At 61.6% G+C, this 13786-nt stretch carries 16 protein-coding genes; 4 read left to right on the forward strand and 12 right to left on the reverse strand.

Annotated features, from left to right (window positions below; translation table 11 throughout):
- Window positions 1-80: 80 nt before the first annotated feature.
- Window positions 81-1631, forward strand: coding sequence for an acyl-CoA dehydrogenase family protein (locus HCZ23_RS01065; protein ID WP_167599851.1), 1551 nt, complete (start codon window positions 81-83; stop codon window positions 1629-1631).
- Here HCZ23_RS01065 and HCZ23_RS01070 read toward each other — a convergent pair.
- Entirely contained in the window at window positions 1628-2482 is an 855-nt protein-coding gene (locus HCZ23_RS01070; protein ID WP_167599852.1) for a helix-turn-helix domain-containing protein, read from the reverse strand. The genes HCZ23_RS01065 and HCZ23_RS01070 overlap by 4 nt on opposite strands.
- Before the next feature lie 88 nt (window positions 2483-2570).
- On the opposite strand from HCZ23_RS01070, the gene pobA reads away from it, so the two are divergent.
- Window positions 2571-3749: a 4-hydroxybenzoate 3-monooxygenase gene (gene pobA, locus HCZ23_RS01075; protein WP_167599853.1), complete on the forward strand. Its 1179-nt coding sequence runs from the start codon at window positions 2571-2573 to the stop codon at window positions 3747-3749.
- A gap of 18 nt (window positions 3750-3767) precedes the next feature.
- Here pobA and HCZ23_RS01080 read toward each other — a convergent pair whose 3' ends face one another.
- The 5 genes from HCZ23_RS01080 to pcaD all read right to left on the reverse strand — a co-directional run bounded on the left by HCZ23_RS01080 (window position 3768) and on the right by pcaD (window position 7409).
- Window positions 3768-4823 carry a 3-carboxy-cis,cis-muconate cycloisomerase gene (locus tag HCZ23_RS01080; protein WP_167599854.1) on the reverse strand — a complete coding sequence of 352 codons (1056 nt, stop codon included), beginning with the start codon at window positions 4821-4823 and terminating at the stop codon, window positions 3768-3770.
- 66 nt (window positions 4824-4889) lie between these two features.
- Window positions 4890-5495 (reverse strand): protocatechuate 3,4-dioxygenase subunit alpha, encoded by a 606-nt coding sequence (pcaG, locus tag HCZ23_RS01085; RefSeq protein WP_167599855.1) that lies wholly within the window; start codon window positions 5493-5495, stop codon window positions 4890-4892.
- A gap of 2 nt (window positions 5496-5497) precedes the next feature.
- Window positions 5498-6238: a protocatechuate 3,4-dioxygenase subunit beta gene (pcaH, locus tag HCZ23_RS01090; protein WP_175580856.1), complete on the reverse strand. Its 741-nt coding sequence runs from the start codon at window positions 6236-6238 to the stop codon at window positions 5498-5500.
- Window positions 6235-6630 (reverse strand): 4-carboxymuconolactone decarboxylase, encoded by a 396-nt coding sequence (gene pcaC / locus HCZ23_RS01095; protein WP_167599856.1) that lies wholly within the window; start codon window positions 6628-6630, stop codon window positions 6235-6237. Before pcaC ends, pcaH begins: the two co-directional genes overlap by 4 nt.
- Complete coding sequence (pcaD, locus tag HCZ23_RS01100; protein WP_167599857.1) at window positions 6627-7409, reverse strand: 3-oxoadipate enol-lactonase; 783 nt, start codon at window positions 7407-7409, stop codon at window positions 6627-6629. Before pcaD ends, pcaC begins: the two co-directional genes overlap by 4 nt.
- Window positions 7410-7487: 78 nt before the next feature.
- Here pcaD and HCZ23_RS01105 point away from each other — a divergent pair, with 78 nt between their 5' ends.
- A complete protein-coding gene (locus HCZ23_RS01105) occupies window positions 7488-8405 on the forward strand; it encodes a LysR substrate-binding domain-containing protein (protein WP_167599858.1) in 918 nt (305 codons plus the stop codon).
- A 5-nt stretch (window positions 8406-8410) separates the two neighbouring features.
- Here HCZ23_RS01105 and pcaF read toward each other — a convergent pair whose 3' ends face one another.
- From pcaF to HCZ23_RS01120, 3 genes are read right to left on the reverse strand one after another with little or no spacing between them, the layout of a single operon-like run.
- Window positions 8411-9610 carry a 3-oxoadipyl-CoA thiolase gene (gene pcaF / locus HCZ23_RS01110; protein WP_167599859.1) on the reverse strand — a complete coding sequence of 400 codons (1200 nt, stop codon included), beginning with the start codon at window positions 9608-9610 and terminating at the stop codon, window positions 8411-8413.
- 12 nt (window positions 9611-9622) lie between these two features.
- Window positions 9623-10297 carry a 3-oxoacid CoA-transferase subunit B gene (locus HCZ23_RS01115; RefSeq protein ID WP_167600280.1) on the reverse strand — a complete coding sequence of 225 codons (675 nt, stop codon included), beginning with the start codon at window positions 10295-10297 and terminating at the stop codon, window positions 9623-9625.
- Window positions 10298-10314: 17 nt separating this feature from the next.
- A complete protein-coding gene (locus HCZ23_RS01120) occupies window positions 10315-11034 on the reverse strand; it encodes a 3-oxoacid CoA-transferase subunit A (protein ID WP_167599860.1) in 720 nt (239 codons plus the stop codon).
- A gap of 105 nt (window positions 11035-11139) precedes the next feature.
- On the opposite strand from HCZ23_RS01120, the gene HCZ23_RS01125 reads away from it, so the two are divergent.
- The gene (locus HCZ23_RS01125) at window positions 11140-11910 is read left to right on the forward strand and encodes an IclR family transcriptional regulator C-terminal domain-containing protein (protein ID WP_167599861.1); all 771 of its coding nucleotides are present in this window, start codon (window positions 11140-11142) and stop codon (window positions 11908-11910) included.
- An 8-nt stretch (window positions 11911-11918) separates the two neighbouring features.
- On the opposite strand, the gene HCZ23_RS01130 is transcribed toward HCZ23_RS01125, so the two are convergent.
- The 3 genes from HCZ23_RS01130 to HCZ23_RS01140 are packed head-to-tail and all read right to left on the reverse strand — an operon-like array spanning window position 11919 to window position 13731.
- Window positions 11919-12512 carry an energy-coupling factor transporter transmembrane protein EcfT gene (locus HCZ23_RS01130; RefSeq protein ID WP_167599862.1) on the reverse strand — a complete coding sequence of 198 codons (594 nt, stop codon included), beginning with the start codon at window positions 12510-12512 and terminating at the stop codon, window positions 11919-11921.
- The gene (locus HCZ23_RS01135; RefSeq protein ID WP_167599863.1) at window positions 12506-13183 is read right to left on the reverse strand and encodes an energy-coupling factor ABC transporter ATP-binding protein; all 678 of its coding nucleotides are present in this window, start codon (window positions 13181-13183) and stop codon (window positions 12506-12508) included. The genes HCZ23_RS01130 and HCZ23_RS01135 overlap by 7 nt, the downstream gene beginning before the upstream one ends.
- Entirely contained in the window at window positions 13183-13731 is a 549-nt protein-coding gene (locus HCZ23_RS01140; protein ID WP_167599864.1) for a biotin transporter BioY, read from the reverse strand. The genes HCZ23_RS01135 and HCZ23_RS01140 overlap by 1 nt, the downstream gene beginning before the upstream one ends.
- Window positions 13732-13786 lie beyond the last annotated feature (55 nt).

The raw sequence follows: 13786 nt of genomic DNA on the forward strand, positions 1-13786 counted from the left end.
TCGCCAGCCCGCCCGAACGGGCAGGCGATCGCGCGGCGGCCTGCGGCCTTTGTTCCGCGCGTGAAGACAGGAGATCGGACATGACGCCGTTCAAAGCGCCGCTCGATGACATTCTCTTTTGCCTGCGCAACGTGGCCGGAGCGGAGCGTTTGCCTGAGTGGGACGAGGAGCTTGCCGAGGGCATCCTTGGCCATTTCGCCGCCTTCGCCGAGGGCGTCATCGCGCCTTTGGACGAGCCGGGCGACGCGCAGGGCTGCACACTTTCCGACGGCCGTGTCACCATGCCTGACGGTTTTAAAGAGGCCTACACTCAGCTCGCTGAGGGGGGGTGGCAAGGCCTCACCGCGCCCGAGGATTTCGGTGGTATGGGCCAGAACGCGCTTTTGGCGGCGGGCGTCTCAGAAATTTTCTCCGGCGCCAACCACGCGATGCAGATGGTCTGCAACCTCGTGCCGGGCGCCATCTCGACGCTGATGAAATTCGGCTCTGACGCGCAAAAACAGTATTGGATTCCGCGTCTTGCGGCGGGCGAGACGCTCTCCACAATGTGCCTGACCGAACCGGGCGCGGGCTCCGATCTCTCTCGTATCCGCACCAAGGCCACGCCTTCGGGGGGCAGCTGGCGGATCGAGGGAGAGAAAATTTTCATCTCTGGCGGCGATCAGGATATGTCCGAAGACGTGCTGCACCTCGTGCTTGCCCGCACTGGCGGCGACGGGGTCAAAGGCCTGTCTTTGTTCCTTTGTCCCTCTGAGGTTCATGGCGCGCGGAACGCGGTGACGGTGACACGGATTGAGGAAAAGCTGGGCCTCCATGCCTCGCCGACCTGTCAGCTGGCTTTCGATGGCGCGGAGGCCGAGTTGATCGGCGAAGAGGGCGCGGGGCTGATGGCGATGTTCACCATGATGAACCACGCCCGCCTCGATGTGTCCCTGCAAGGCGTGGCTCATGCGTCGCGCGCGCATCACATCGCGGTGGACTATGCCGCCGAGCGCAAACAGGGACGTAATGCGGACGGCTCCGAAGCCGTGCTCGCCGATCACCCGGATGTGCAGCGTATGCTGGACGCGCAAAAAGCCCTCGCACTCGGCGCCCGTGCGATGACCTATCTCACCATGGCCGAACTGACCCTCGGTCAGAATCGGGCTTTGGTGGATTTTCTCACACCGATCTGCAAGGTGTTCTGTACAGAAGCGGGGATACGTGCCGCCGATCTCGGCATTCAGGTGCTTGGCGGCTACGGCTATCTGACCGAGTACCGCGTGTCTCAGACCTGGCGGGATGCGCGGATCACTTCGATCTACGAGGGGGCAAATGGCATCCATGCGGTGGCGCTTGCGACCCGTGGTCTGCGGGCGCCGGAGGGACCGGACGCCTTTGCGCAACTGATCGAAGAACTGGCGTATGGCGATGCCGACTGCCTCACGCTTTTGTCCGATTGGCAAGGCGCGCGCGCAGGTATGGCGGCACAGGCGGTCGAGAAAGCCCATGATTTCATGGCGTTGACCGGCGAACTTCTGTTCCGTGCTGTTTGGTGCAAACTCGCCGCGACGGGCGATGCGGAAATGGTTCGTCTGGCAAAACGCGTGGCGCGCCGTCCTCTGCCGGTGCGGTTGCCGCTCAGCGCTTAAAGATCTCCCGCGACCCGGGCGCGATAGGCCGTGGGGGTCTCCCCCATGCGCGCCCGGAAGCGGCGGGAGAAATACGGCGGGTCCGTGTAACCCAGCCGATAGCCCACCTCCGCCACCGGCAGCCGCGTAAAGGCGAGGTGGCGACAGGCCTCTGTCATCACCGCGGTTTCGAGATATTCGGTCAGTGTCACCCCGCTGTCGCGCCGCACGATCCGGTTTAAATGACCGGCGGTCATATGCAGCGCGCGGGCATAATCCGCAGCACTCCAGCCGTCCGTCATGTGATCGGCGATCAAGGCGTCCAATTGTTGCATCTGCCGCGTCTGATCTTGCTCCGGCGTGTCGGTCTGGACGCTCTCTTCTGCCAATGTTGTCAAAAGCGCATGGGATAGGGCGACAAGCTTTTGTGCGCGAAATATACCAGATTTGTCATGGAAGCGCGCAATCTGAGACAAGAGCCCGCTGGCCGTTTCGGAGAGGGGCGCGTGATGCGTGCCGCTGAGCCATGCCGTCAGAGGTTGAGATTGCGGGCCGAGACGCTGCACCACGGGAGAGGGGAGCGACAGCACAAACCCTTCGGTGCCCTTGTCAAAGGTAAAGCCATGCACGATTTTCGGCGGAACATAAAGAAATTCGCCATTTTTTAGAGTGGTTTCCTCCCCGTCCAGCGTGACCTGCGCAAAGCCTGTTTCAATGTGAAACACCTGCGCCATCTGATGATGTCGATGCGGAGAGATTTTCCAACCGTGCAGCTGCGCCCGATCAAAAATGCGCTCGCAATGGATCACGTCCGGGAAGGCGCTTGTTTCGCCAAAGAGGTTGAAGGCGGGGATCTGGCTGGTCTCACTCATGCCGGAAAAGTACCATTTATTGCCGGGCGGGTCCATTCCGATGTCGCGCCGTGCGTTTTAAAGTCTTCTCAAATTGGAGGAGACGCATATGACCACTTTGACCACCCAGGTCGCCATCATCGGCGGCGGCCCATCCGGCCTGCTTTTGTCGCAGCTTTTGAACAAAGCGGGGATCGAGACCGTCATTCTCGAACGATCCACCCGAGATCACGTTTTGGCCCGTATCCGGGCAGGCATCCTTGAGTGGGGCACTGTCGAATTGCTCCGCGAGGCGGGTGTCGGCGCGCGAATGGAGGCTGAGGGTATCCCGCATGACGGCTGTTACCTGACCGACGAGGAGTTGATGGTGCACATCGACTTCAAAGATCTGACCGGCAAGCAGGTCATGGTTTACGGCCAGACGGAGGTGACAACGGATTTGTACAATGCGCAGGACGCCATGGGCACGACCGTGCTGCATGAGGTGTCCGACGTGGAAATTCACGATCTCGATCAGGCGAAATCCTATGTCGAGTTCACCCATGAGGGCACGCGCAAGCGGCTTGAGTGCCTTTATGTGGCGGGCTGCGATGGCTTCCACGGCGTGTCGCGCAAAACCATTCCCGAAGAGAAGCGTCGGGAGTTCGAACGCGTCTATCCCTTTGGCTGGCTTGGGATTCTGTCGGAAACCCCGCCGGTGCATGACGAGTTGATCTATTCGAATTCCCGCCACGGCTTCGCGCTTGCCTCGATGCGCAACGAAAACCTCGTGCGCTATTATGTGCAGGTGCCGCTCACGGATAAGGTCGAGGATTGGTCGGATCAACGCTTTTGGGATGAGTTCTCGCGGCGTATTCCGTCGGAGGCCGCGCGCCGTCTCGTCACCGGGCCGTCGATTGAAAAAAGTATCGCGCCGCTGCGCAGTTTCGTGTCCGAGCCGCTGCGTTGGGGCAATCTGTTTTTGGTGGGTGACAGCGCCCATATCGTGCCGCCGACGGGGGCGAAGGGGCTGAACCTTGCCGCCTCAGACGTGTACTATCTCTACACGGCGCTGATCGACGCGGTGACGGGGGACAGCAAGACCGGCGTGGACGAATATTCCGCCCGCGCGCTGGAGCGGATTTGGAAAGCGATGCGGTTCAGCTGGCAGATGACCACCATGCTGCACCGGTTCGAGGACGAGGACGCTTTTGCAGAGCAGATGCGCAAGGCGACGCTGACCCATCTGGCGACGTCCGAGACCGCGCGGCGTGATCTGGCAGAGAATTACATCGGTCTGCCGTTCTAAGATAAACGGCCCGGCGGGTTACGCCGGGTCGCCCAATCTTTGAATGTTTTGAACAAGTTGAATGGCCATGGAGAGCGAGCGCCCCGTGGCCATCAGCATCTGCGGCAGCACCATCCACTCAAGGCTCCAAGCCGTGCCGGAGCGTTCCTGTTCATGCACGACCGCATGGTGCATGGCGCTGACTTGCGTGGCGTTATAGCGCGCCAGAGTGACCAAAAGCTCGGCTGCGACCGGATTTTGTTTGTGCGGCATGGCGGAGGAGCCCCCCGCGCCGGAAATCGAAACGCATTCAATGCCTTGCTGCGCCATAAGCGCAATATCCTGGCCGATTTTCCCCAAAGATCCGGTCACAAGCGAGAGAAACGAAGCATAGCCCGCGATCCCGTGCCGCATGGTCTGCCAGCTCTTGTCCGTGGGCGCGAGACCCAAGGTTTTCGCCACCTCAGAGACGACAAAATCACCCTTGTCGGCAAGCGCTTTGCGATCCCCGGAGGCACCGCCAACTTGTACTTTTTCAACATCGGCGCGTTTTTGATCCAGTGTCTTGAGATGATCCGAAATCGGCAGACGCCAGGCCAGAACACGGTCGCGCACGGTGATCTCGGTCGCCGCCTGCATCCGGGTGCGGCCCATCAGTGGGGCGTCGCCAAAGCGGTCGTCAAGCGCCTTGAGATGGGTTTCCAGCTCCATCAATCGCCCGGCGATCAGGAAAGACGCTTCGCGCAATGCGAGCACCAGCGCCGTGTCCACCACATCCTGAGAGGTGGCGCCTTTATGCACGGCTTCCGCCGGTGCGAGGGCTTTCAACTGTGTCACCAGACGCGGAATTGGCACGCCGTCTTGCGCCATGCCTGCGGCAATATCGGCCAGATCAATCTCAGCCGTCTCAATCGCAACCGCCGCCTCTTCGGCCTGTGTCGCCTCGAACAACCCGGCCTTGCCACAGGCTCGCGACCACGCCGCCTCAAACGCCAACATATGCGCCATCTGGCGCTCGGGCGCGAGGACCGCGGCCATCTCAGGGTCGCCAAACAGACCGGACAGCCAGGGGTGATCGAAGACGCTCAGGCTCATTTTTCTTCCTTTGTCAGACCAAGAGGGGCGACCGAAGCCGCCCCCTCCATACCGTCAGGTTTTCGCTCAGATGTCGAGGAACACGGTTTCGCGGTCGCCCTGAAGGCGGATGTCAAAGCGGTATTTGCCCTCTCCGGTCTTCTTCGCGATCAGTGTATTAACGCGCGGACGCTGTTCGATCCGGTTCAACAGCGGATCGTTTGCGTTGTCCTCATCCTCGAAATAAATCCGGGTGTTCAGCCCGATGTTGATGCCACGCGCAACCACCCAAAGCGAGATATGCGGCGCGCTCATCACGCCACCACGGCCTTTGTAGGAACCGGGTTTCACGGTGCGCAGCGTGAACTCACCGCTCACCGCATCGGCGGCAAAGCGGCAATGGCCGGTAAAGGCCGGGTCCGCGCCCTCTTCGCCCGGGAAAACGCCCGCCGCGTCACATTGCCAGCTCTCGATCAACGCATCGCGCAGCGCCCAGCCGGTGCCGTCAAAGACGGAGCCAACGATCTCGATGATCTCGCCCTTGGCTTTGCTCTCATCTGTGAAAGGCGTGGTGCCGATCTCTTCGTCGTAATAGCCGCCGTTGCCCGCATAGGTCGGCATCAATCCGATGTGGACGTAGGGGCCCGCCGTCTGGGACGCGGTCTCAATCAGGGTGTCGAGTTTCTGGACCATGATTACATGCCCTCCATCTTGTTTTCGAACATGGTCTGGCGGCGGCCGCGCAGCACGATGTCGAATTTATAGGCGAGGAAATCGAGCGGACGCGATTTCGAGAAATCGAGTGGCGCGACGAGGCGGTCGAGCGAGCTGCGATCTTTGATCGTCGCGGCAATCGGGCAGTGATTGATGAGCGGATCGCCTTCGAAATACATCTGCGTGATCAACCGCTGGCCAAAGCTGTGGCCATAGACCGAGATGTGGATGTGCATCGGACGCCAGTCGTTCGCGCGGTTCGGCCAGGGGTAGGCACCGGGGCGCACGGTCAGGAACTCATAGTACCCGTTTTCATCGGTGATGGTCCGGCCACAACCGCCGAAATTCGGGTCGAGCGGCGCGAAATAGGTGTCTTTCTTGTGACGATAGCGACCACCGGCGTTGGCCTGCCAAATCTCCACCAGAGTGTGCGGCACGGGACGGTTGTTCTCGTCCAAGACCCGACCATGCATCAGAATGCGTTCGCCCACGGCAGGGGCCGCGCCCTTGGTCCAGTTCAGGATCAGGTTGTTGTCCAAAGCGCCGAGCTTGCCGTGGCCAAAGGTCGGCCCGGTCTCTTCCGAGGGAGAGCTTTCCATCGACAAAAGCGGCAGGTTCGGGGAACGCGACACGGATGTCTTGTAATTCGGGTCATAGGGCTCCGGGTGAATCGCGCGGTTGCGCGGGATCAGCGGGCCCTGATCTTTGATCAGGCTGGTCATTGGGTCTCCTCCATGTCCGCATAGGTCTGTTTGGCAAGCTTGAGCGCGTGGTTCGCCTTCGGCACACCGGCATAAATTGCGACGTGTTGCAGCGCCTCCGCCACGTCGTCTTTCGTCGCACCCGTGCGCGCGGTGGCACGGATATGCATTGGAATTTCCTCGAAATTTCCGGTCGCCGCCAAAAGCGCGATGGTCAGCATAGACCGCTCACGGCGCGAGATTTTGTCCGAGGACCACACGGTCCCCCAGGCACCCTCGGTGATGAGGGTTTGGAACGGCAGGTCGAACTCGGTCTTCGCGGCCTCGGCGCGGTCAACATGGGCATCGCCCAGAACCTCGCGCCGCGTTTTCATCCCTTGATCGAATTTCTCGCTTACGTTTTTCTCGGTCATTTCGCGATCCTTTCCACGAATTTCGTCAATGCCTCGGCAAAGGCCTCCGGGGCCTCAATGGCGGGCAGGTGCCCGGTGGTGTCGAACATCACCAGATCGGCGCGGGGCAGGGCGCGGGCCAGCGCTTCGACCACCTCGGGCGGGGTCGCCAGATCGTGTTTGCCACCAAACACCAGCGCGGGCTGGGTGATCTCGCCCAAACGGTCCGTGATGTCGGTCCCGGCAATCGCGGCGCAGGTGGCGATGTAGCCGTCCTGATCGGTGCGCGCCAAAAGTGTCCGCCACAAAGGCGCGTTCGGATGGGCAAGCATTGTGGGACCGAACCAGCGCGGCAGGATGCCCTCGGCCATCGCCGCCATGCCGTTTTCACGAATGGCCTCAATGCGGGTGCGCCAGCCCTCTGCGGCGCCCAGCGTCGACGCGGTGTTCGACAGGACCAGCCCGGTGACCCGCTCCGGCGCCATGAGCGCCACATGTTGTGCGATCAGCCCGCCGATGGAGCAGCCGACCAGAATGGCCGTCGCAAGCCCCGCGTCATCCATCGCGGCGATCACGTCCTCGGCCAGATCCGGGATGCCGTAGCCCTCAGGCGCGGTCTCTGACAGGCCATGCCCGCGCTTGTCCATGCGCAGCGTGGCCCAGTCTTGCGGCAGCTGCGCGCAAACCGCGTCCCACATCCGCAAATCGGTGCCGAGTGAATTGATAAAGACCAAGGCAGGCCCGGTTCCGCCCTTGTGGCGGACATGCATGGTGCCCCAGTCGCGTGTGAGTGCGTGCATTCTTCTCTTCCCTTTTCGTCAGATTGCCATAAGTGTTTCGCTGTGAAAAATACAATATGATGCAAAAAGCATAACCAAATGAACATACCTAACGGCATGAAACTGCGCCATCTCGAAGCGTTTCTGGCGGTGGCGGAAGCGGGCACGATCTCGGCTGCGGCGCGGGCGCGGAATGTGTCGCAACCGGCGCTGTCGAAAACCATTGGCGAGTTGGAGACGCAGTTGGGCACGGAGCTCTTCACCCGCACCGGGCGGCAGGCGGTTTTGACCCCTGCGGGCGAGGCCTTTCGCCGTCATGCGCTGTCGTCTTTGCAAAGTCTTGAGGCCGGGGTGCGGGCGCTGACGGGCGGCGGGCGGATGGATGTGGTCAAGGTGGGCGTCTTGCCGACGGTGGCGAGCGGATTGTTTCCCGCCGTGGCGCTGGAATTCTCGGAATTGCGCCCCGACGCGCGCATCGCCGTCATCACCGGGCCGAACCGCTATCTCATTGATCGCATGCGTTCCGGCGGCTTGGATTTGGTGGTCGGGCGCATGGCGCCCGCGCGCGAGATGACGGGGCTGTCGTTCGAATATCTCTACGACGAAACCGTGCTCTTGGTCGGGCGCAAGGATCATCCGGGGCTAGGCCTCTCCCCCGTTGAGGCGCTTCGGCGTTACCCGGTGATCCTGCCCAATCCCGGTTCGATCATTCGCCAGCAGGTGATGCAATATCTCATTGCGGCGGGGCTGGAGGAGCGTGTGGATGTGCGCTTTGAAACCGTGGCGCGGCCTGTGGGCTTGCCACTCGTGGAACGCTCCGACATGCTCTGGTTTATCTCGCGCGGCGTGGTCGAGCGCGAGTTGTCCGAGGGGCGTCTTGCGACGCTCGATCTCGGCGTGGATTATATGACGGGGGCAGTGGGCTTGACGCGGAAATTCGATTTCACGCGGGATAGTCCGGCGGATTTTCTGGCCAGCCTGTTGCATCGGCGGGCGAAGGATTTCTCCGCCCGCTGAAAGCGTTAGACGGCTTCGAGCGCAATCGCGATGCCTTGGCCGACGCCAATGCACATGGTCGAGAGCGACTTCTCTCCCGGTTTCAGCTCCAACATCGCCGTGCCGGTGATCCGCGCGCCGGACATGCCCAGCGGGTGGCCGATGGCAATCGCACCGCCGTTGGGGTTCACGCGCGGGTCGTCGTCCGCAATGCCAAGATCGCGCAGCGTGGCGAGGCCCTGCGAAGCGAAGGCTTCATTGAGTTCGATCACCGCGAAGTCTTCCTGTTTGAGACCCAGACGCGCCATCAGTTTCTTCGACGCGGGTGCCGGTCCAAAGCCCATGATCCGCGGGGGCACACCGGCGGCGGCCCCGCCCAGCACCTTGGCGATGGGTGTCAGACCGTGTTTCTCGGCGGCCTCTTTCGTGGCGAGGATCAGCGCAGCCGCGCCATCGTTCACGCCCGAGGAGTTGCCCGCCGTCACCGTCCCGTCGGCTTTGACAAAAGTCTTGAGCTTGGCCAGCGCGTCCAACGTGGTGGACGGGCGCGGGTGCTCGTCCTCTGAGACCACAACCGGATCGCCCTTGCGCTGCGGGATGGTCACGGGAACAATCTCTTTCGTGAGACGCCCATTCGCCATTGCGGCACCCGCTTTTTGCTGCGAGCGAAGCGCAAAAAGGTCCTGATCTTCGCGAGAGATATTGAAATCCTCGGCGACGTTTTCGGCGGTTTCGGGCATGGAATCCACGCCGTATTGCGCCAACATGCGCTTGTTCACAAAGCGCCAGCCGATGGTCGTGTCATAGACGGCATTGGCGCGCGAAAATGCGGTTTCGGCCTTCGGCATCACGAAAGGCGCGCGGGACATGCTCTCGACGCCGCCCGCGATGATCAGATCGGCTTCACCCGCTTTGATGGCGCGTGCGCCCGCGATGATCGCATCCATGCCGGAACCGCAGAGCCGGTTCATCGTCGTGCCGGACACAGAGTCGGGATAGCCCGCCAGCAAAAGCGACATGCGCGCGACGTTGCGGTTGTCCTCGCCCGCCTGGTTGGCGCAGCCGAAGATCACGTCGTCAATCGCCGCGAGGTCCATCGACGGGTTGCGGTCCGCCAAGGCTTTCAAAGGGATAGCCCCCAAATCATCGGCCCGAACGGAAGACAGCGCGCCGCCGTAACGGCCCACAGGCGTGCGGATATAGTCACAGATGTAAACGTCGGTCATCACAGGTCCTCCTTACAAATCTTGCGGGACAATCAGATCAAGCACGTCGCCCTCGGTGTGAAGCGTCGCGCCGGTGACGGCTTGCAGCGCCTCCATCGAAAGGCCGGGCAGTTTTTCGCGCAGGATGAACTTGCCGCCTTCGATGTCGATCACCGCCAGAGAGGTGTAGACACGGGTCACACAGCCCACACCGGTGAGCGGGAAGGTGCACGTCTCGACCAACTTCGGGCCGCCATCTTTGGTGACGTGATCGGTGACCACGGCCACACGTTTCGCGCCATGGACAAGATCCATCGCGCCGCCCACGGCTGGAACACCTTTGGAACCGACGCGCCAATTGGCGAGATCGCCGTTTTGCGCGACCTGATAGGCGCCCAGCACAGCGAGGTCCAAGTGCCCCCCACGAACCATGGAGAAACTGTCGGCATGGTGGAAAAACGACGCGCCGGGATTGAGCGTGATCGCTGTTTTACCGGCGTTGATCAGGTCCCAGTCTTCTTCGCCGTCTTTCGGCGCTTTGCCAAAGCCCAACACGCCGTTTTCGGTGTGATAGGTGACATCGCGGCCTTCGGGCTGGAACTTGGCGATCATCTCGGGAAAGCCGATGCCGAGGTTCACATAGGAGCCGTCCTCAATGTCTTGCGCGGCGCGCCAGGCGATTTGGGCGTTGGAGAGCTTGTCTGCCATAATGTTGAAATCGGACATCAATAGACCACTCCTGTGCGCACCAGCACTTCTTCTTGTTGAGGTTGTGCAACTTCTACGATGGCGTCCACGAAAATGCCGGGGGTGATCACCTGTTGCGGATCAATCGACCCCGGCTCACCCAACTCAGAGACCTGCGCGATGGTTTTGGCGGCGGCCATTGCCATCAGCGGGTTAAAGTTGCGGCCTGCCATGCGGTAGGTCATGTTGCCGACCGTGTCGCCCATCTGACCCTTGATCAGCGCGAAATCGGCCTTCAGCCAGCGCTCGCGGACATACATTTTGCCGTCGAACTCTTCGGTGGGCTTGCCTTCGGCCAGTTCCGTGCCGAAAGAGGTCGGCGTGTAAAACGCCGGGATGCCCGCACCAGTGGCGCGGATGCGTTCGGCCAATGTGCCCTGCGGCACCAGTTCAAGCTCGATCTCGCCCGCGAGGAATTTCTCGTTGAACGCCTCGGCGTTGGACGAGCGCGGGAAAGAACAGATCATTTTCTTGACCATGCCTGCCTTGATCATCGCGGCGATGCCGATGTAGCCGTTGCCCGCGTTGTTGTTGATCACGGTGATGTTTTTCGGGCTGCCGGTGGCGCGGAAGCGGTCGATCAGCGCGTGAATGAGCTCGATCGGCGCGCCGGAGCCGCCGAAACCGCCGATCATCACCTGTGCGCCATCGGGGATATCCGCGACCGCCTCGGCCACGGTAGAGATGGTTTTATCCATGAGAACCTCCAGATTATGACGTCGATCTACGCCCGTGCCGCTGCGGAGACGAGTCATTTTGTGCGCATCTTGACATTTGTTCGGATCATGCGAAAAGTCGTTCGCATGGTGAACAAAACGACGAACAAATCCTCCGATACCATCTCATCTTTGGCAAAAGGCCTGCGGGTTCTCGAATGTTTCGGGGCCGAGGCGCCGAAGCTGTCGATCACCGATGTGTCCAAACTGACCGGGCTTGACCGGGCCACCTCGCGGCGCTGTCTTTTGACGCTGCACGCCGAAGGTTACGCGGATTACGACGGCAAGTTTTTCACGCTCACGCCGCGCACCTTGCGGTTGGGGATGGGGGCGATCTCGTCCCTGCCTCTGCCGCAGATCGTGCAGCCCTGGCTCGATCAACTGACCGAACAGATCGGCCAGAGTTGTTCCGTGTCGATCCTTGACGGTACAGAAATCGTCTATCTCGCCCGCGCGGCGCAGAAGCGGGTGATGTCCATCGGGTTGATGCCCGGCTCGCGTTTGCCGGCGCATTGCACCTCGATGGGGCGCATCCTGTTGGGGGCTTTGCCTGCCACCGAAGCCCGCGCGATTGTCGAGGCCTCCGACCTGTCGCCCCGCACGAAGTTTAGCGTCACCGACCCGGAGGAGGTCATGAAACGCATCGAAGAGGCGCATGCCCAGGGCTATGCGATCAACGATCAGGAGGTGGAGATTGGGCTGCGCTCCATCGCCGTGCCACTGGTGGACGGGCAGGGGCGGATCGTCGCCGCGCTCAACACCGGCATGGCCGCGACGCAGGACAAGGCGCATGCTTTGGTGCCGACCTACCTGCCGCGGCTTTTGAAAGTGCAATCGGGATTGCGCCGGGTCCTTTAAGCGGGTTTTTAGTCCAGAGACCGCGCGGTGATCGCCTCCGCGACCTCATCGGCGGTCTTGAGTGTGCGCACGACCAAAGGCACCACCAGCGCCAACATGTTGCGCTCAAGTCCGCGCGCGCGTTGTGCCTCGCGCACCTCATCGAATTGCGTGCGGATCAGTGGAATGAACCGCCAGACCAGAGACATGGCGAGCGCGATCTTGTCCTTTGGCACCCACGCGGGGGCGCGGGACAAGAGCGCGATGATGCCCTCGGTGAATTCGCTGGCGCGCGTCGTGTAGGTCACCAAAGCGGCGGCCATCAAAAGCGCCATGAGCCGAAGCGTGACATAACCCGCCATCGCGAGACCCGCGAGCCAGAGCTGGGCGGCGAAGATGATCGCGAGGACAAAGAGGGCGGGGCGAATGGCGGTGAAGGCGTCGCGGAGGGTGAGACCGGCTGCCCCATAGCCAAGCGCGACCAGCACGAGCCCGACGGTCAGCACGACCGGATGCGTGACGACAAAAAGCGCTGTGCAGTAGAGAAACAGCAGCGCCAGTTTCCACGCCGGACGCGCGCGGTGCAACGCGCTGTCGCCGGGGATGTAGAGGTCCGTCAGCATCCGCCCAGGTCTTCGCAGAGTTTCCGGTAGGCGGGGATGACCTCTTCGGGAGTGCCGTCAGCGTAGATGCCGCCCTCTGCGATATGCAGCACGCGGTCGAACCCCGCGAGCAGATCGAGGTCATGCGAGACCACGACGGCGGGCTGGGGCAGGGTGGCGAGCACGCGCATGAATTGCATCTTGTTGCGCAGGTCCAAAAGCGTGGTCGGTTCGTCGAAGACGATCATTTCGGGCTCGGTCACCAGCACGCCCGCGAGCGCGACCATCTGTTTCTCGCCGCCGGAAAGCTGATGTGTCAGACGGCCTTTGAGATGGGTGAGCGACAGGTCGCTGAGCACACGCTCGATACGCGCGGTGACCTCGGCTTTCGGCAATTTTCGGGATTTGAGGCCAAAGGCCAGATCTTCTTCGACCAGCGGATAAACGATCTGATTGTCGGGGTTCTGGAACATAAAGCCGACATGACGGCGCAGGTCGTCTTCGGTGTCCCCAAATTGCACTGTGCCGAAAGAAGGTTTCTCCAACCCGTTGAAAAGCCGGAGAAATGTACTTTTCCCGGAGCCATTGTTGCCGATCACGCCAATGCGGCTCTCGGTCAGCTCCAAAGTGATCTCCGACAGGATTTCGCGTGTGCCTTTGGTCACGGAGACCCTGTCGAAGCGCATGGACATCAGGCGGCTTGTCCGATGATCGGGTAGGATTTCTTGACCGTGACCATGACGGCGGCGGCGACCAGGGCCTTGACGATGTCACCGGGGATGAAGGTCACGGAGCCTATGAAGGCCTTGGAAATCGGCACGCCCGCCATGAGGCTGATGCCCGGAATGCCGATGGCGTAAAGGACGCCGATGCCGCCGACCACACAGATTAGCGTGGCGGAGACGAAAGACAGCCCGTCCCAGTATTTTTCGGTCAACCAGCCGATCACGAAAGCGGCGACGAGCCAGCCCAAAAGGAAGCCTGCGGTCGGGCCGAAGAACACCGAAAGTCCGCCGCGCCCGCCGGACAAAAGCGGCAGGCCGATGGCGACGAGCACCAACAGCAAAAGGATCGCCAGACCGCCACGTTTCGCGCCGAGGATGCCGCCTGCGAGCATGACACCCAAAGACTGCGCGGTGATCGGCACCGGCAGAATCGGCAGGGCAATCGGCGGGAAAACGGCCATTACGGCGGTCAGGGCCGCAAACAAGGCAATCAGAGTGATGTCGCGCGTGGTCATGGGGTCTCCTCCACAGAGTGCCGGTTGGATCGGCGTCATAGCTTTGGCGCAGAGT

This window comes from Celeribacter sp. HF31 (assembly GCF_011806455.1).
Taxonomy (GTDB): domain Bacteria; phylum Pseudomonadota; class Alphaproteobacteria; order Rhodobacterales; family Rhodobacteraceae; genus Celeribacter.

What these genes read in the sequence shown, in the direction of transcription:
- HCZ23_RS01065 (WP_167599851.1), top strand. Translation starts at nt 81, where the DNA reads ATGACGCCGTTCAAAGCGCCGCTCGATGACATTCTCTTTTGCCTGCGC.
- HCZ23_RS01070 (WP_167599852.1), bottom strand. Translation starts at nt 2,482, where the DNA reads ATGAGTGAGACCAGCCAGATCCCCGCCTTCAACCTCTTTGGCGAAACA.
- pobA (WP_167599853.1), top strand. Translation starts at nt 2,571, where the DNA reads ATGACCACTTTGACCACCCAGGTCGCCATCATCGGCGGCGGCCCATCC.
- HCZ23_RS01080 (WP_167599854.1), bottom strand. Translation starts at nt 4,823, where the DNA reads ATGAGCCTGAGCGTCTTCGATCACCCCTGGCTGTCCGGTCTGTTTGGC.
- pcaG (WP_167599855.1), bottom strand. Translation starts at nt 5,495, where the DNA reads ATGGTCCAGAAACTCGACACCCTGATTGAGACCGCGTCCCAGACGGCG.
- pcaH (WP_175580856.1), bottom strand. Translation starts at nt 6,238, where the DNA reads ATGACCAGCCTGATCAAAGATCAGGGCCCGCTGATCCCGCGCAACCGC.
- pcaC (WP_167599856.1), bottom strand. Translation starts at nt 6,630, where the DNA reads ATGACCGAGAAAAACGTAAGCGAGAAATTCGATCAAGGGATGAAAACG.
- pcaD (WP_167599857.1), bottom strand. Translation starts at nt 7,409, where the DNA reads ATGCACGCACTCACACGCGACTGGGGCACCATGCATGTCCGCCACAAG.
- HCZ23_RS01105 (WP_167599858.1), top strand. Translation starts at nt 7,488, where the DNA reads ATGAACATACCTAACGGCATGAAACTGCGCCATCTCGAAGCGTTTCTG.
- pcaF (WP_167599859.1), bottom strand. Translation starts at nt 9,610, where the DNA reads ATGACCGACGTTTACATCTGTGACTATATCCGCACGCCTGTGGGCCGT.
- HCZ23_RS01115 (WP_167600280.1), bottom strand. Translation starts at nt 10,297, where the DNA reads ATGGCAGACAAGCTCTCCAACGCCCAAATCGCCTGGCGCGCCGCGCAA.
- HCZ23_RS01120 (WP_167599860.1), bottom strand. Translation starts at nt 11,034, where the DNA reads ATGGATAAAACCATCTCTACCGTGGCCGAGGCGGTCGCGGATATCCCC.
- HCZ23_RS01125 (WP_167599861.1), top strand. Translation starts at nt 11,140, where the DNA reads ATGGTGAACAAAACGACGAACAAATCCTCCGATACCATCTCATCTTTG.
- HCZ23_RS01130 (WP_167599862.1), bottom strand. Translation starts at nt 12,512, where the DNA reads ATGCTGACGGACCTCTACATCCCCGGCGACAGCGCGTTGCACCGCGCG.
- HCZ23_RS01135 (WP_167599863.1), bottom strand. Translation starts at nt 13,183, where the DNA reads ATGTCCATGCGCTTCGACAGGGTCTCCGTGACCAAAGGCACACGCGAA.
- HCZ23_RS01140 (WP_167599864.1), bottom strand. Translation starts at nt 13,731, where the DNA reads ATGACCACGCGCGACATCACTCTGATTGCCTTGTTTGCGGCCCTGACC.